Here is a 17,823-nt window from a genome sequence, read left to right on the forward strand (position 1 = left end):
GTACTAATTGACAGCATCATTAAATGTAGTCTACTATATTAGTATCAAAAAGTTTACCTAAGGAAACTTTTTAAACTAAAACTAAAAATATAGAGATGAGGTAACTTTTATGGTATCGGCTAATACTAAACCCCTTTCCGAATTCAGAACAGGGGAATTTGTACAAATTGAGAAGATACAATTAGAAGGAACTATGAAACGACGTTTATTAGATTTAGGCTTTTTTCCTGGAGCGACAATTAAAGTATTACAACGCAGCCCACTTGGAGACCCAGTCGCTTATCAAGTAAGCAACACAACTATTGCACTGCGTAGTGAAGAAAGCTCCCTTATTTTCGGGGTATTAATAGGAGATGATTTCAGATGAGTAACCATCGCATTGCGTTAGCTGGTAACCCGAATACCGGGAAAAGTACATTATTTAATACTTTAACAGGCTTAAAACAACATACTGGAAACTGGACGGGGAAAACTGTTTTAAAGGCTGAAGGGGAATATAAGCATGGCGGAAATATATATACAATAATAGATTTACCTGGAACTTACTCACTGTATTCAAATTCGGCAGATGAAGAAGTAGCACGAGATTATATTATATTTGAAAAACCAGAAGTAACTGTAGTTGTTATAGATGCAACTGCAATGGAGAGAAATTTAAATTTAGCACTCCAAGTGATGGAAATGACAAACGATGTGGTCATTTGTATTAACTTAATTGATGAAGCGGAGAAAAAAGGAATCATTATTGACGAAAAGAAATTAGCAAAATCACTCGGTGTACCTGTAGTGAAGATTTCTGCTCGCAACCGATTAGGCATTGGTCATTTGCTAAATGTCATCGCTAAAGTAGCAAATAAAAAACTAATTCCAACACCAATTAAAATTACTTATAACGATAAAATCGAAAATATGATTCAAGAATTAGAACCACAAATTTATAAAGTATTCGGTGATACGTATCCAGCACGTTGGATTGCATTACGTATATTAGATGGAGATAAAAATTTCTTAACTACACTTCAAAAACATCATAACGAACCACTTGTAAGGGAGGTTATAATCAATGGAATCTCACTCAGCCAGTAAAGCTCTTCCGCTGGACTATATTGTTCAACATGCACAAACACTTTCAAAAGAAGATATACGAGATGATATTGTCGGAGATATTTATCGAACCTCCGCAAGTATATGTAAAGAAGCTGTTCAATATACAAATACCGATAAATTGTATCGTTCTGAAAAACTAGATAAAATTTTCACATCTCCAATCTGGGGATTCCCAATTATGCTCGGTATTTTATCTATTATTTTTTATCTTACAATTGCAGGCGCTAACGTACCTTCTGATATGATTGCTAAGTTCTTTGGCTGGGTAGAAGGATATTTAACATCTTGGTTCCAAGCAATGCATGCACCTGAATGGTTACATGGCATTTTAATACTTGGTTTATTCCGTGGTACCAGTGCTGTTATAAGCGTTATGTTACCACCTATGGCAATCTTTTTCCCTATGTTCGCACTATTAGAAAACTACGGATATTTACCACGTGTCGCATTTAACATGGACCGCTTATTCAAACGATCTGGTGCACATGGCAAGCAATCTTTAACAATGGCAATGGGATTCGGTTGTAATGCAGCTGCCATTATGTCAACACGTATTATTGAATCACCACGTGAACGTATGCTTGCAATCTTAACAAACAACTTCGTTCCATGTAATGGGCGCTGGCCTATGTTAATTTTAATGGCTTCACTATTTATGGCCGCTGGCTATACAGGAAGTATGCAAACATTTGTTACTGCAGGTGTCGTAGTTGGAATGGTTGTAATTGGTGTTATTATGACATTAACTGTTTCTTGGGTACTATCGAAAACAGCTTTAAAAGGCGTTCCAACTCACTACACACTAGAGTTACCGCCATACCGCAAACCAAAAATTTGGAATACAATTGTACGTGCAACACTCGATAAATCAATATATGTTTTAAAACGAGCTGTAGTTGTAGCTGCCCCTGCAGCTGCATTAACTTGGTTACTTGCTAATATTTTCATCGGTGACACAAGCTTACTTATGTATTTTGTAAACTTTCTAGATCCATTCGCTAAAATGTTAGGACTTGACGGCTTTATTCTAGCTGCATTCATTCTTGGGCTACCAGCTAATGAAATTGTCATCCCGATTTTATTAATGTCTTACTTATCAACTGGCGCTTTAACTGAAATAGATGATTTTAATCAAATTAAAAATCTATTCTTAGAAAATGGTTGGACTTGGTTAACAGCTTTAAACACAATGTTGTTCTCACTCCTTCATTTCCCGTGTGGAACAACACTAGTTAACATATATAAAGAAACAAAAAGTGCAAAATGGACATTCTTATCGTTCGCAATCCCTACTGTTATCGCAATTGTTGTTACATTCCTCTCTACACAATTGGTACATTGGTTAGGACTTGTATAAAAAACAAAGCATACATAGAAGGTATCCCCCTTCACATATGCTTTGCGCGAAAGAAACCTGAAATTATTCAGGTTTCTTTTTTTCTTTCCACGGCTGAGCTCCATACGTTGTGATTTTTTTATGAATGGAGTATATGGCTCCCGGAAGAATCGCCATTAATATCGTGCAACTAATTCCTAGTCCAGTAAACAACTTAAATCACCTTATTTCACTCTCTTCGGTAAAGCTGAACCTGAATGCTCAATTGTCGGATGAACATGAACAGTAACCTCAGCATTACTAAAATAATTTTCACCTTGATCCCAATTCTTATCTATCTTCTTCCATTCTTTATAATTATGCCGCTTATATACTTCTCCTAACGCTAATACATCTACCTTATATTTTTTTTGAACAAGCTTAATCGATTTTTGGATACGCTTCTCCATTTCCTCCGCAATGGTTTTCTTTAATCGCTTTTCATTCATAATTTGTTTATGATCACTAAAATGCAACTCTGCTAAGGTCCCTTCCAAAGATAAATGGATATCAAACTTCGGTTTTGTAGCATTTTCCGTAGATACTTTAATCTTTCGGTGCATCTTATGAATTTCGTATGTAACAAGCTGACCTTGTTTACGGATAGTATAGAACCCTCCAATTTTTTTACCTATTACATAATTCATTCCTAATGTTTCTTCTCCATTCAAACTGCCTACACACTTATTATCTTTTCCACGAAACAACGCTGCCCCGTTCATTTGTACCCCCTGCTTTGTTAGTTCGAGAATAGGTAATACGAAACTTTGGTTAGCAATCATTTTTTGCTGTACCTCACCAATTCTTGCAGCTTCAATCATTTGAGCATTTTTCGGAGGATGCTCAGCTAACATATCAATATACTGTGCCGGTAAGTTCTCAGGCTTGGCACTCTGCTTTAAAATAGCTTCTGCATTTTTCTTAGAAACGAACAAACGAATATTTCTTCTCATCTCGTGATCACGAATATATACATCTAACGTATTTTGTAAAACATATGGATTCGCTAGTAAATCTTTAGAAAAAATTATCACTTGTATATGCGGAAAGAATAGTGAGCGACTAATTTTTTTAGCAATAATTCGTATTTGCTCAAAGACACTATCTGCTTTCGCACTAACATTAATATAATTTTCACTATCTCCACCGCCTTGGCCACCTTGTTGCGCTAACTTACTGGGAAGTACCATCTGATACGTCCCTTTCATAATTGGATTCGATTTCTTTTCCTTCACAATATCGTAAGCTGCGCCTACTACAAATCCTCTTTCTTCTATTTCTTCTAGCTCAGAGCACCCACTTATAGATCCAGCTAAAACCATAACCATTATAATTTTAAGAAGGTGTTTCATTTCTACCATTCCTTCTTTTTATTTTATATACAATAAAAACTAACAAAGGCACTAGCACGACAAACCCCATATCTATCCAAGCTAAATAAGTCCCATAACTTGACAAATCATTCAAATTACTAGGTATCATATTCGCCATAAAAATAATCGGGGCACTTACAAAAATGAAAATATGTTTCTTCACTTTCGGAAACATAGCACAAAATAATAAAGATGCGACGTCATAATACATTGCTGTAGTGTTATAAATAGTAATAATCCAAGTAGTAAAAAAAATGGCATCAAATCTTTCTAAAAAACCTCCACCAATTTCAATTTCTTTACCCAATTCAATTGTTGGATACGTCAATCCACGGGTTGTCATATACGAAAAAACGCTAATACAAGTTACATAAATTAAAATGTATGACAGCACATTTACCATCACTGCTTTTGCAACTGCCATTGGCGCTTTTTTCGCTGTCTTATCGTTCAACATCACAGCATAAAACAGAGCTACCTCAAATCCGATAAATGTGAAAATAGAATTTTTAACTCCTACAGCATATTGACTTGCGTTCGTTTGAAAAGCTGGTAGTAAATTGTTTATTTCCATTAAATTCACATTCAATAAAGAAAGCAACACTATCGCAATGAACACGATAGGTAAGAATAGAACATTTAACCTTACTAAAGCCGCTCTCGATCCTGCTACTCCATAAATAACAACTAATAAGAAGAAGAAAGACAATAGCTGTATTGGTGTATCACTAAATAAATATGTTTGTGAAATAACCGCAATCATTCGCGATTCATATGCTGTCAAAGCTGCAAATGTTAATACTAAAATGCTACTAATTGTGTATGCAACAGGCTTCGTCAAATGTGCACTTGTATATTGAACAAAGTTTTGTTTTGGGAATAAAATAGCTATCCTCGTTACAAACCAACCTAAAACCGCACATATCAATCCACCCAAAAGCAAAATAATCCAACCATCCGAAAATAAAGTTTGGTCAGCAATATCTCGAGGCATAGATAATGCACCTATACCGATAATTGTTGACGATACCGCAAAACCAAGTTCCCGAGATCCAATTTCTTCATCCCCATATTCAAATGGTTTCAATTACTCTCGCTCCTTTGGACGTAGTGTAGAGTCTTTCGTTTGTAAATATTCTGGTCTCTCTTTTAACATTGATTTTGGTAGGCGAACCAATTCTTCTTCCCAATCTTTATAAAAAGCAGGAGCAATAGGTGTTGTATACGGTACCCCAACACTCTTTAAATTTGTAATATGGATCGCCAGTGCAATAAGAGCTAAAATGATTCCGTATAACCCAAAAGCAGTTGCAGCTAACACGAAGACGAAAAGTAAAATTCGAAATGTAATCGTAATGCTATATACAGGAAGTGAAAATGTAGCAATTGCGGTAACCGCAATAATAATTACTAAAAACGGATTTACAATCCCCGCATTTACTGCCGCTTCTCCAATTACAAGACCGCCTACGATGCCAATTGTTTGTCCCATCGGTTTCGGAAGCCTAATCCCGGCTTCTCGTATTAATTCCATCGTTAATGCCATCATTAACGTTTCTATATAAGCAGGAAACGGTACCCCTTCTCTCGCTCCCGCAATGGAATAAGCTAGTTTAGATGGAATAAGCCCTTGATGATACGATACAAGCGCTACGTACATGGCAGGTAATAAAACAGCAGCGATACCTGATCCCATACGTAATATTCTTAATAACGTTCCAATTACCCAACGCTCATAATGATCTTCTACAGATTGAAAAATATCAACAAACACTAGTGGAGCTATAAGAGCAAATGGTGACCCATCTACTAAAATGGCCGCTTTCCCTTTCGCCAATGCAGCCACTATATTATCTGGTCTTTCTGTATTTAAAAACTGCGGAAACGGCGATAAATTATTATCTTGAATTAATTGTTCAATCGTTCCTGTCTCAAAAATGACATCTGTCACTATTGATTGAAGACGCCGATCTAGCTCGTTTACGATGTAAGGGTTAATAATATCCTCTATATATACTAGGGTTACTTCTTTCTGCGATCGCTTCCCCATAATATAAGATTGAAACCGTAACTTCGGATCACGTAAACCACGGCGAATTAGCATTTTGTTCACATTAATATCTTCATTTAATCCAACTCTCGGTCCACGTATTAAATCTTCTGTCACTGGAGGCTCTAGACTTCTTTTTTCCCAAGCTCTACTATTAACAACAATAGCCGTTTGAATATTATCAATTAATATGACTGTATCTCCTGCTAAAACCGCATTTATAATATCTGGAAAAGTCGTCTTCATACCGACTTCTGCAATAGAAATAAAACGATCCAATAATATCTGAACCACAGCTGCTTCATTTGGTATTTCTTCATATTGAAGTGTACGAACTACATATTTATAAACATTATCCTTATCTGTCAATCCACATAAGAAAACAACCGCACAACGTGTAAAACTACCAGCAAGAGCAACTTCTCTAATTGTTAAATCATTAGGTGAACCTAACTCATCTCTAATTTCCTTCATAACTTCAAACAAGTTACCTTTTAGCTCTAACAATTTCCCCACCTAACTTCCTTTTCAACAAGTTTTTAGTTAGATTCCGCTAATAGAAGAAAATATATACAAAAAAGAGCTATCTCTTTTCGAAGATAGCTCTAACATACGAATTACTTTTCTACTATTATATTGTCGGTCTTTACAGATACATTTCTTGTGAATCCACTAACGATAAACATCACAATCATATTCATTAACAATGCGACTATACCTACATTTAAATCTTTTATATATTGCGGAAAACTTGGAAACATCGTAGCTATAGTTGAACCAGATAAGGTAATATATGCGACAATTAACAACCCAATCCCCATTCCTGCAATCGCTCCTTGCTTCGTAATAATTTGACGTGGAAACAAACTACATACAAGTGCAGGGAAAAGTTGCGTAACTATACTGTACCCCATTAAAAGAAGAGCCCCTATCGTTTCTCCCCCTTTAAATGTAAACAATACTGCAACAAGCGTTACAACAGGTACAAATAACTTAGCTACTTTTGCAACTTGTCTATCTGAAGCAGATGGCACCATTGTTCGGTAAATATTTTTTGCTAACAACGTAGATGCCGCCATAACAAGCATGGAACCTGGAACTAATGCCGTTAACACTCCTGCACTACCAATAATACCAATAAACCATGGATCAAACATTTGAAGAGCCAGACGGAATAATGAAAGATCTACATCCGCTCCCTTTAACCCTGGAACTTGCAAGATAGCAGCAAAACCTGCAAAGAACACAAAAAGCAAAACTAAAGAATAGAGAGGCATAATTGCTGCATTTTTCCTAAATACTTTTTCACTTTTCGCTGAGAAAGCTGAGGCAAATGTATGAGGCCACATATAAAAACCGAGAGCCGTTAATATAATAGTAGAAACAAACCAAGAAATACTCATTCCCTTTTCAGGTAAAGATAAAAAACCTGGTTTTGCAGCTTCTACAGCTTCAAACATCGGTTGAAATCCTCCGTAATAGTGATACGGTAAATATATACCTAAAAACATAACGATAAATAGTATCATAATGTCCTTCAAAGCAGCTGTCCAAGCCGATCCATGTATACCTGAAACCATTACATAAATAGTTATAACAATAGCACCAATCCATACCGCAATAACAGGTGTCACTCTTCCATAGGAAGCTTCCGAAACGATAATTCCTAATCCCTTTAATTGCAAAACAAGATACGGGATAATCGAAATAACACCAATAATTGAAACAATTACCCCAAGCGTCTTACTCCTGTATTTCTTCGCAAAGAAATCTGATTGTGAAATGAGGTTATGTTCTTTTGCATACTTCCAAATTGGAGGCAATAAGAAATACGATAAAATATAAGCTAATGCACCATACCCTAAAATATAAAATGTAGGAGCTCCTTTACTATAAGCCCAGCCACTTCCTCCTAAAAATGTGAACGTCGTATAAATTTCCCCTGCCATAAGGAGAAAAACGAAAATAGTTCCAAATCCTCTTCCTCCAACTGACCATTGTTCTAAATTCATATCTTTTCCATGTTGTGCCCGAATTCCTAAAAATAGTGCGAGAAACAAAAATATAATAATGATAAATAATACAGTCATTTTACGTCCCCCTTATTAGCAGGATCGAATACGTACACAAGACCCATACAAAGAGACGTAATGAGCACTGATAATAGTACCCAAAATAATAAAAATGGCATCCCCCATACGTAAGGAGTGACCGAATTTGCAAATACTGGTCCAACTACTAAACAAAGAACTGGAATAAGTGCTAGCACGTGTATTTTTTTCATCTCATTCTCCTTTACTTATAAAATTCATAATGGATGATACAAAGACTTCCACTCCAATTGGTAATGCGTCTTCGTCAATTGTAAAACGAGGGTGATGATGCGGATATATAATTCCCTTCTCTTCATTTCCTGCCCCTATAAAAAAGAACGTCCCTGGTGCCTTTTGTAAAAATGCTGAAAAATCTTCCCCTGCCATCGTTGGCTGTAAACGAACAACTCTTTCTCTTCCATACAGCTGTAATGCTGTATGTTCAATAAGCTCTGTAACTTCATAATCGTTCACAACTGGGCGATATCCATATTCATAAGAAAATGTATACTTAGCACCGTAGGATTCTGTAATATGTTTTACAATCCTTTCAAGCTTCTTCTTTGTTTCTTCTCTTAATTCATGCCTTAAACTTCTCACTGTCCCTTCAATCTCCGCTTGTTCCGGGATAACATTATGAGTTGTCCCAGAATGAAATTGCGTAACAGATACTACGAGAGAATCTAACGGATTCGTGAGGCGAGATACAATTTGCTGAATTTGCGAAACTACTTGCGCACCAATGGCGATACTATCAACTGTTTCATGCGGAATTCCAGCATGCCCACCTTTTCCCTCTATCGTAATTTTAAAAACGTCCGGCGCCGCCATCGCAGGACCATAAATTACACCTACTTTTCCAACCTCTAATGACGCCCAAAGATGAGCACCAATAATGTAATCCACACCTGTCATCACTCCCGCTGCGACCATTTCCTCTGCACCGCCCGGAAAGTTTTCTTCTGCATGTTGAAATAAAAAGCGAATCTCTCCTTTAACTTTCTCTCTTTCCTCTACCAACTTATGTACTACACCAAGCAATATTGCCATGTGACCATCGTGACCACACGCATGCATCACACCTGGATATATAGAAATAAAATCAAACTTATTTTCTTCATGAATAGGAAGAGCATCCATATCAGCACGAACCGCGATAGTTTTACCAGGCTGCCTACCAATTAACCTTGCCATTACACTATATTTAGTAGGCCTTGAGACTTCTAAATACGGGATTTCCCGAAGTATGTCGAATACAAATTGAGATGTTTTTTCCTCTTGAAAAGATAACTCTGGATACTTATGAAAATGCCTTCTCCACTCAATCAACTGATTCTTTGATAAAACAAGTTCCTTTGCGACATCCATTTCTCTTCTCCCCTTCTTTACCAAGTTAAATGTTATTATAGCGTGAATCGTTAACTTCTGAAAGAATTTTCAGAATTTTCTATAATGAATATTCAAAAAGAAAAAGCCATCTCAAGATGACTTTTCATTTTATAAAATAGTAATTGCTTGTTTCCCCATTTGCTCCCATGCCTTTTCAAATTCAGCACGAGGAACAGCTTTTCGTGGATTGTTTGCAAGAGGATCATTTACGTATACAAAGTTTTGATCATATCCAATTACTACAACACTATGCTCATAATATGTAATTTTCACTTCACCTGAACTCGTATTCCATGTTTCAAAACTACTTTCGGCTAATGGTTTAAACGTTGTATTAATAATTACCCATACTGGAGAACCAGAACTAATTACTTTATATAGATCTTGCACGTCTCTACCCGTTAAATTAATTACTTTTTCAGGAACATACTTTTCTGCTAAATTAAAAATCGGTTGATTATATACACCGTATCCCGGCTCAGCTTTCGTGTAAATATTTCCAACGAATCCCTCATACGGATTTCCATGCAAACCATCTTGTTTAAATGGAACGCGATGAATTTCACTAGCAAGTTGCATCTTATCTACTTGTACACCTTTATGTTGTAGTAGCATAGTTAAACTTGTCACTTCACAACCTCTAGGTAATTCAGGTAACTGTCTAATAAACGGAACCTCTGTAATCATTGCACTTTCTTTCATCTCAGAGAAAAGGTCTAACCGAAATTCTTGTGCCTTTTTCATAATTTTATCTTTCTCGAAAAAAACCACGACAGCAAATATAATACCGAAAATAAAAATATATTTTAACTTTTTCATCATAAACCAAACTCCATTATATCAATTATTTTAAAGGCGCAACTCCTATCATTGTACCTTTCTTCTTACTAGTTTGCTAGAAAGATTCTGTGAATTATTATTCACAAATACCATTTCAAAATTCCGATTATTTGAAATAGTAAGTGAAATATTATAGTTTTTTAGAATATTTTACTGAAAAACAAAATTATTAACCTAGTGAAAGAATCCCATTTCCTTCACTAGGTTAATAAACATTCTAAGGTATTTAGTCATAGTTAGTTTTTCCTTTACATACTCAGTTCACAACAAAATAAACCAAGTATGTTTTTCACCCCCACTAATGATTAAAAGCACCGAATAAAATCTAGTTAAAACATACAAAAAAATATGGGGGGAGGGACATATGAATCAACAAGTAGAACAAGCAGAATTAAAATACCGCACACCACTTTATCCAATAGTTCCAATCGTAGCTTTCTCACTCAATTTCCTTACATTTGTTAGTTTAGCTTTCATTCCAGATCAGAGAATTGCTCTTTATTGCGGGGTTCCATTTATGATCATTTGTTACATTTTGTACCGAGTTAAAGTTTCGGAAAGTTGTCACATTTGAGCAAAAAAGAAATATAACTTAGGTAACAAACTGAATATATTAAAAATTCAGTATCTTTCCTTATGATAAGATAATTTTTTTCTATTTATTGGGTATGTTGGTATAACTTTATTTATCTTAAAATTCCCACAATCACGTTTTTATCTGGAAAATAGTTTACAATGTTATCAAGTTACAAATGATATTCACCTTAAAAAGCGTGCATTTGTGTCTATTTTTTAACAATATAACAAAAACTATTGCCATCTATAAATTAATAGGTTTATATTGTTTTATTGGCATAGTTTCAATCCAAGGAGAAAGGAGATTTTCAATCGTGCAACTAAAGAAAGCATTTTGGAAGTTGGCTTCGCTTCTTCCGTTATCATTACTTCTGTTCCTCGGTGGCTGTGATAAAAAACTCGCAGTATTAAATCCGCAAGGACCTGTTGCAAAAGCACAGTATGATTTAATTGTTTGGTCATTCTTGCTTATGTCATTAATTATCGCAATTGTATTCATCTTGTTTACAGTCATCTTGATTCGTTATCGTGAAAAACCAGAGAATATGGACTATGAGCCACCTGATCAACATGGTAACACATTATTAGAAATCATTTGGACAATTATTCCTGTTATTATCGTTATCGCATTATCGATTCCAACAGTTAAAGCAACTTATGCTTCGGAAGAGGTTCCGCAAGAGTCCAAACATATTAAACCAGTTGAAATTTATGTTACATCTGCAAACTGGAAATGGTTATTTAGTTACCCGGAGGAAAAAATTGAAACCGTTAACTATTTAAACATCCCAGCTGGTGTACCAATTCAATTTAAACTGACTTCTGTAGGTCCAATGAATGCTTTCTGGGTACCAGAACTTGGTGGTATGAAGTATACAATGGATGGCATGATCATGGACTTATATTTACAAGCTGACAAACCAGGTTCTTACCTAGGTCGTAGCTCGAACTTCTCTGGTGAAGGATTTACTCACATGGAATTCGAAGTTGAAGCAAAAACTAAAGAGAAATATGATAAGTGGGTAAAAGAAGTACAAGAAACTGCCCCTAAATTATCAGAAAAGAAATATAACGAAATTATTAAACCTGGTGTAGTGGGGCGTATGACGTTCTCTAGTCACCACTTAAGTTATGTAGATCCAAAATCACTTGAATATTGTGATTACAACTACTACAAAAACAAAAAATAATAGCTATTATTCCAACAGATTGGAGTGAACACAGTGAAGCTTGATGAATTTTTTGTCACAGGTGACCCGATTATTTACGGAGCTGACGCTTCTATCGTTCTTGTGACATTAGCGATTCTTTTCGTACTAACAAAGTACAAAAAATGGAGATGGCTTTGGGATGAGTGGTTGACAACTGTTGACCATAAAAAAATAGGGACCATGTATATTATCTCTGCCGTTATAATGTTATTCCGTGGTGGTATGGATGGTTTAATGATTCGTGCCCAGTTAACATTCCCGGAAACAACTTATTTAAACGCTGAACACTATAACGGAATCTTTACAACACATGGTACGGTAATGATTCTTTTCATGGCAATGCCATTCGTTATGGGATTAATGAACCTTGTAGTACCATTACAAATTGGTGCTCGTGACGTTGCATATCCGTTCTTAAATGCTTTAAGTTTCTGGTTATTCTTTGTCGGAGCAATGTTATTCAACATCGCTTTCGTAATCGGTGGTTCTCCAGACGCTGGGTGGACTTCTTACTTCCCAATGGCAGGTACAGAGTTTACTTCTGGTGTAGGAAATAACTACTACGCAATTGCATTACAGATTTCAGGTCTCGGTACGCTGATGACGGGTATTAACTTCCTTGTTACTATCTTAAAAATGCGTACACCTGGTATGAAATTAATGAGAATGCCAATGTTTACTTGGTCAATCTTAATTACAACAATTATCATTATTTTCGCTTTCCCAGTATTAACAGTTGCTCTTGCATTAATGACATTTGACCGTCTATTCGATGCTCACTTCTTTACGATGGCGAGCGGCGGTATGCCAATGTTATGGGCCAACCTATTCTGGGTATGGGGTCACCCTGAAGTATATATTGTTATTTTACCGGCATTCGGTATTTTCTCTGAAATCATTAGTACATTCTCACGTAAACGTCTATTCGGTTACAGTGCGATGGTGTACTCGATGGTTGCAATTTCTTTACTAAGTTTCGTCGTATGGCTTCACCATTTCTTCACTATGGGTGCAGGTCCAGCGGTTAACTCATTCTTCTCGATTTCGACAATGGCGATTTCGATTCCAACCGGTGTTAAGATCTTTAACTGGTTGTTTACACTGTATAAAGGACGTATTCGTTTTACAGTTCCAATGCTTTGGTCATTGGCATTTATTCCAAACTTCGTAGTTGGTGGAGTTACAGGGGTTATGCTTGGAATGGCAGCAGCTGATTATCAATACCATAACAGCTACTTCCTAATTGCTCACTTCCACTACGTATTAATCGCAGGTACAGTATTCGCTATGCTTGCTGGATTCACATACTGGTATCCAAAAATGACAGGTCATATGTTAAATGAACGCCTAGGTAAATGGACATTCTGGATCTTTATGAGCGGATTTAACATCTGTTTCTTCCCAATGTACTTCTTAGGTTTAGACGGTATGACTCGTCGTATGTACACTTACTCTGAAAGTCTTGGATGGGGCTGGCTAAACCAAATCGCATCTGTTGGTGCTGTAATGATGGCTATTGGCTTCCTAATCCTTTGCTATAACGTAATTTGGAGTGCACGTCACGGTGAGCGTGACACAACTGGAGATCCATGGGACGGCCGTACACTTGAATGGGCAACTCAATCTCCTGTACAACATTACAACTTCGCGAAACTTCCTGAAATTAAAGAAGCTGATGCTTTCTGGTTCATGAAAAAACGTGGAGAAACAATTACACCAACAGCAGATGAATTAAAACCAATTCACATGCCAAGTAATTCTGGTGTGCCTATTATTGCGTCTTTATTCTTCGGTCTTGCAGGTTTTGCATTAGTATTTAGCTGGTTCTGGATTGCAGCAATCGGTGGTATTGGTATTTTAGGTTGCTTAATCTATCGTTCATTCGATTATGATGATGGCTACTACGTAAGCGTTGATGAAATTAAAGAAACAGAACATATAGCATGAGAGGTGAAATGACATGGCGGCTTTAGATAAAAGCTTACCTTTGGAATATCAATCCGAGCAAAGCAGATTGAATATCCTAGGATTCTGGATTTTTCTTGGGGCTGAAATTATGCTGTTCGCAACACTTTTCGCCTCTTATCTAGTCCTTGCTGGTCGTACGGCTGATGGCCCAACACCAGCGCAATTGTTTGAAGTTAAAACACTTTTAATTCAAACACTGTTACTTTTAACAAGTAGCTTTACATGTGGGATCGCAATTCACGAAATGCGTAAACACAATCAAAAAGGAATGTTAGCTTGGTTTATCCTGACTTTACTTTTAGGTGCAGGCTTCCTATTCTTTGAAATTGAAGAATTCATTTTGTACGTTGGTGAAGGTGCAACGATTCAAACAAGTGCTTTCTTATCGGCATTCTTCGTTCTTCTTGGAACGCATGGTGCCCACGTAACAGGTGGTATCATCTGGGCAACTTGTGTTATTATCCAAATTTTAAAACGAGGTTTAACACCAGTTACAGCTCGTAAAGTATTTATTATCAGCTTATACTGGCATTTCCTTGATCTTGTTTGGGTCTTTATTTACACACTAGTTTACTTGAACGGGATGGTGGCGTAAATGGGTCAAAATAACAACCAAGCAAACGGGCATGGGCATAGCGGATTCCCATGGTCACACGTTTTCGGATTTATTTTATCGCTTGCACTAACGTTTCTAGCGTTATACGTGGCACTTTACACAAACCTGCCACTTTCAACGATATTAACAACTATCATCATAATGGCAGTTGCGCAAGCGTTATTACAATTAATTATGTTCATGCACTTAAAAGAAGGAGAAGGAAGAATTCAAGTTCTTACAATGATATACAGTTTCTTCGTTGCAACTGCAACAGTTGGACTTACTGTATGGATCTTCTTCTCAATGTAATTTGCATGAAAAGACTGCTGGGATTCCTCAGCAGTCTTTTTTTATCCCCTATTAACGAGCAGTAAGACCCCCACTGATTAAAGTTTCACTTTATCCCCTCCCCCTATTACATCCACATTACGGAATTAACAACAAAATCATGAAAAATATACTTATTATGACAAATGTTAAGAAAACTCTTTCTTTATAAAATCGAAACCATATCCGTTGCTTTTCTTCCTATTATATGGCTAAATAGTTACTATATTTATTTGAAGGGAGAGAACGCAATGGAACATCATTCTTCTGTTCTATCACTTATGGTTGTCGTCGCAATCGCGTTTTTCGTTCCCCTTTTGTTACAGCGCTTTAAATTAAAAGCACTTCCTGTCGTTGTTGCAGAAATTATCGCAGGAATCTTTGTAGGTAAAAGTGGATTTAACATCATTGAGCCCGATATGTGGCTTCAAGTCTTATCAACACTAGGGTTTATCTTCCTAATGTTTTTAAGTGGTTTAGAAATTGACTTTTCGATCTTTAAACAAAAAGGGAAAAAGAATACGACAAACGAACCGAACACATTCCAAGCAGCAAGCATTATCTTCTTGTTTATTTTCATTTTATCTTATGCCCTATCATTAATATTCGTATGGCTAGGATTCGTAGACAATGCAATGTTCATGACTTTAATTATTTCAACTATTTCTTTAGGTGTTGTCGTACCAACATTGAAAGAAAATAACTTAGGAAAAACCGCAATCGGGCAAATCATTTTATTAGTCGCTGTTATTGCAGACTTAGTTACAATGATTTTACTCGCTGTATTCGTCGGATTAAATTCCGAAAGTGGCCAAAGCATGTGGCTTCTACTTCTTCTATTCGGTGCTGGTATTGTAATTTACTTTGTCGCAAGACGGTTTAAAAATATTCCATACCTAGAAAGCTTAAAAGCCGGTAGTGTACAAATTGATACACGAGCTGTTTTTGCACTCATCTTAATATTAGTTGGATTATCTGAATCTGTTGGGGCAGAAAATATTTTGGGAGCCTTTTTAGCAGGTGTACTCGTATCTTTATTATCACCAAATGAAGATATGATTGAAAAACTTGATTCCATCGGATATGGCTTCTTCATTCCTATTTTCTTCGTAATGGTTGGTGTAAATCTAGAAGTATGGTCTATTTTTAACGAGCCTTCTAGTATGCTAATGATCCCAATTCTAATTGTGGGACTCTTTATTTCAAAACTGTTGCCATCACTCGTCTTACGAAAATGGTACCCACGCAATATCGTACTCGGAAGTGCTATTTTGTTAACATCAACACTTTCTTTAGTTATTGCGGCTGCACAAATCGGTGAAAAGCTAGGCATCATTAGCCCAAGTTTATCAGCATCTCTTATTTTAAGTGCAGTTATTACTTGTATTTTTGCACCTATATTATTTAAAAAGATGTTTCCAAAAGTGGAAACACCAAAACCGAAAGTATCTATTATTGGTGCAAGCAGAATTACCCTTCCGTTATCACTTGATTTAAAACGTGAAGATTATGACGTAACACTATATATGATACGTCATAATAAAATAAATGATGAGGAAGCGAAATCTCATGACTTCCCTATTGTAAAATTAGATGAGATTACTATTCAATCTTTAATGGAGCAACAAGCTTTCGAAGCAGACCGTGTTGTTGTTGCGACAAGTGATGATGAACAAAACTTATTATTAGCAGAACACGCAAAAGAATTAGGTGTTGAACACGTCATCGCAAGTGTAGAAGATCCCCTTCTACAAGAAAAAGCGACTCAAGAACATATCGCTGTATTCTCGACTATTAACTCTACACGTATTTTATTACGTGCACTTATTGATAAACCGAGTCTCGTTCGCTTGATTACAACAGCAAATGAAACGGTGCGTGAGGTTGAACTACGAAGTAATAAATATAACGGCTTAGCACTTCGTCGCCTTCCGTTTCTAGGTGATGTACTTGTCATTCAAATTTACCGTGGTAATAAAGCATTAATACCACATGGTGATACGAAGTTACAGCATGGCGATACTTTACTTGTAACGGGTTCAAAAGAACATATTGATACAATGAAAAACATATTAGAATAGAAAATGCCCCTCACATAAATGAGGGGCATTTTTTCAATTTCATATGGTAAAATGTTACTATCACATATTATGAGGATGAATCACATTATGTCTATTTCAACTTTAGCTCTCTTATTATTAGCAGAAGTACTCGTCGCCATTATTCTCATCGGTATTAGCATTGAAATTTGTAGTTACGGATGGAAAAAATCGAATAGAATTAAGTACTTTTGTCTCTTAATTTCACTCCTTCTCGGAACAGCTAGCATACTAGGACTTCTCGTTGCACCCGCATATTTCTTCTTACAACTTATAGAAAAAGGCTTATAAGAAAGGATGATATTATGATTACAGTGAAACATATTGATGCATCTGAAACATACTTATTACGTCAAAAGGTTTTGCGCCCCAATCAATCATTAGAAGATTGTAAATACGATTCAGATTACGAAACAGACGCCTTTCATTTAGGTGCATTTTTATATGATGAACTTGTTAGTATCGCCTCTTTCTCTAAAGAAATACATCCTGATTTACAAGCTGGTACCCACTATCGTCTACGAGGAATGGCAACATTACCTAATTTCCGAAACCAGCATGCTGGCAGCTCCTTAATCCGTAAAGCTGAACAAGTCCTCCAAGAACGCGAAGCAAATATTCTATGGTGTAATGCGCGAATTACCGTAGCGGATTATTACAAACGATTAGGCTTCCATGAGCATGGTGAAATCTTCGAGATTGATCCAATAGGACTACATAAAGTAATGTATAAAGAAATATAAGAAAAGCTTTCTGCAATATGCAGAAAGCTTTTCTTATATTTCATTTTCACTTTTTATTTTTTTCATATATATGT

17 protein-coding genes and 1 pseudogene are annotated in these 17,823 nt (G+C 36.2%); 11 read left to right on the plus strand and 7 right to left on the minus strand.

Annotated elements, in window-relative coordinates; translation table 11 throughout:
* Window positions 1-109 precede the first annotated feature (109 nt).
* The 3 genes from AB3X49_RS08040 to AB3X49_RS08050 are packed head-to-tail and all read left to right on the plus strand — an operon-like array spanning window position 110 to window position 2,464.
* Window positions 110-367: a FeoA family protein gene (locus tag AB3X49_RS08040; RefSeq protein ID WP_002090873.1), complete on the plus strand. Its 258-nt coding sequence runs from the start codon at window positions 110-112 to the stop codon at window positions 365-367.
* Window positions 364-1,086 (plus strand): FeoB small GTPase domain-containing protein, encoded by a 723-nt coding sequence (locus AB3X49_RS08045; protein WP_050000784.1) that lies wholly within the window; start codon window positions 364-366, stop codon window positions 1,084-1,086. The genes AB3X49_RS08040 and AB3X49_RS08045 overlap by 4 nt, the downstream gene beginning before the upstream one ends.
* Window positions 1,064-2,464: a nucleoside recognition domain-containing protein gene (locus AB3X49_RS08050; protein ID WP_088038481.1), complete on the plus strand. Its 1,401-nt coding sequence runs from the start codon at window positions 1,064-1,066 to the stop codon at window positions 2,462-2,464. The genes AB3X49_RS08045 and AB3X49_RS08050 overlap by 23 nt, the downstream gene beginning before the upstream one ends.
* Window positions 2,465-2,667: 203 nt before the next feature.
* Here the strand turns inward: AB3X49_RS08050 and AB3X49_RS08055 are convergent, their stop codons facing one another.
* From AB3X49_RS08055 to AB3X49_RS08085, 7 genes are all read right to left on the minus strand, one after another.
* Window positions 2,668-3,834: a Ger(x)C family spore germination protein gene (locus AB3X49_RS08055; RefSeq protein ID WP_012260329.1), complete on the minus strand. Its 1,167-nt coding sequence runs from the start codon at window positions 3,832-3,834 to the stop codon at window positions 2,668-2,670.
* Entirely contained in the window at window positions 3,818-4,942 is a 1,125-nt protein-coding gene (gene gerLB, locus AB3X49_RS08060) for a spore germination protein GerLB (RefSeq protein ID WP_367961420.1), read from the minus strand. Before gerLB ends, AB3X49_RS08055 begins: the two co-directional genes overlap by 17 nt.
* A complete protein-coding gene (gene gerLA, locus AB3X49_RS08065; RefSeq protein ID WP_080019353.1) occupies window positions 4,943-6,421 on the minus strand; it encodes a spore germination protein GerLA in 1,479 nt (492 codons plus the stop codon). It abuts the gene before it with no gap.
* Between the two features lie 101 nt (window positions 6,422-6,522).
* Window positions 6,523-7,995: a sodium:solute symporter family protein gene (locus AB3X49_RS08070; RefSeq protein WP_367961422.1), complete on the minus strand. Its 1,473-nt coding sequence runs from the start codon at window positions 7,993-7,995 to the stop codon at window positions 6,523-6,525.
* Window positions 7,992-8,189 (minus strand): DUF3311 domain-containing protein, encoded by a 198-nt coding sequence (locus tag AB3X49_RS08075; protein WP_002029838.1) that lies wholly within the window; start codon window positions 8,187-8,189, stop codon window positions 7,992-7,994. Before AB3X49_RS08075 ends, AB3X49_RS08070 begins: the two co-directional genes overlap by 4 nt.
* Before the next feature lies 1 nt (window position 8,190).
* Window positions 8,191-9,366: an amidohydrolase gene (locus tag AB3X49_RS08080; protein ID WP_002167120.1), complete on the minus strand. Its 1,176-nt coding sequence runs from the start codon at window positions 9,364-9,366 to the stop codon at window positions 8,191-8,193.
* A 129-nt stretch (window positions 9,367-9,495) separates the two neighbouring features.
* Window positions 9,496-10,206, minus strand: a complete 711-nt coding sequence (locus AB3X49_RS08085; protein ID WP_367961431.1) for a C39 family peptidase — start codon at window positions 10,204-10,206, stop codon at window positions 9,496-9,498.
* Window positions 10,207-10,615: 409 nt separating this feature from the next.
* Between AB3X49_RS08085 and AB3X49_RS08090 the strand changes: the two are divergent.
* The 8 genes and pseudogenes from AB3X49_RS08090 to AB3X49_RS08125 form a co-directional block, all read left to right on the plus strand.
* Window positions 10,616-10,823, plus strand: a pseudogene (locus tag AB3X49_RS08090) (amino acid permease); the annotation flags it as partial.
* A 294-nt stretch (window positions 10,824-11,117) separates the two neighbouring features.
* On the plus strand, window positions 11,118-11,993 hold the full coding sequence (gene qoxA, locus AB3X49_RS08095) for a cytochrome aa3 quinol oxidase subunit II (protein WP_002010605.1): 876 nt from the start codon (window positions 11,118-11,120) through the stop codon (window positions 11,991-11,993).
* A 33-nt stretch (window positions 11,994-12,026) separates the two neighbouring features.
* Window positions 12,027-13,961, plus strand: a complete 1,935-nt coding sequence (gene qoxB, locus AB3X49_RS08100; protein WP_002063826.1) for a cytochrome aa3 quinol oxidase subunit I — start codon at window positions 12,027-12,029, stop codon at window positions 13,959-13,961.
* A 13-nt stretch (window positions 13,962-13,974) separates the two neighbouring features.
* Complete coding sequence (qoxC, locus tag AB3X49_RS08105) at window positions 13,975-14,577, plus strand: cytochrome aa3 quinol oxidase subunit III (protein ID WP_002029841.1); 603 nt, start codon at window positions 13,975-13,977, stop codon at window positions 14,575-14,577.
* Window positions 14,578-14,889 (plus strand): cytochrome aa3 quinol oxidase subunit IV, encoded by a 312-nt coding sequence (qoxD, locus tag AB3X49_RS08110; RefSeq protein ID WP_002029843.1) that lies wholly within the window; start codon window positions 14,578-14,580, stop codon window positions 14,887-14,889.
* A gap of 269 nt (window positions 14,890-15,158) precedes the next feature.
* Window positions 15,159-16,988, plus strand: coding sequence for a monovalent cation:proton antiporter family protein (locus tag AB3X49_RS08115; RefSeq protein WP_367961427.1), 1,830 nt, complete (start codon window positions 15,159-15,161; stop codon window positions 16,986-16,988).
* Window positions 16,989-17,006: 18 nt separating this feature from the next.
* Window positions 17,007-17,297 (plus strand): DUF4022 family protein, encoded by a 291-nt coding sequence (locus AB3X49_RS08120; protein WP_033708800.1) that lies wholly within the window; start codon window positions 17,007-17,009, stop codon window positions 17,295-17,297.
* 14 nt (window positions 17,298-17,311) lie between these two features.
* Window positions 17,312-17,749 (plus strand): GNAT family N-acetyltransferase, encoded by a 438-nt coding sequence (locus AB3X49_RS08125; RefSeq protein WP_002029848.1) that lies wholly within the window; start codon window positions 17,312-17,314, stop codon window positions 17,747-17,749.
* Window positions 17,750-17,823: the final 74 nt, after the last annotated feature.

This window comes from Bacillus sp. C30 (genome assembly GCF_040838255.1).
Classification (GTDB): Bacteria; Bacillota; Bacilli; order Bacillales; family Bacillaceae_G; genus Bacillus_A; species Bacillus_A mycoides.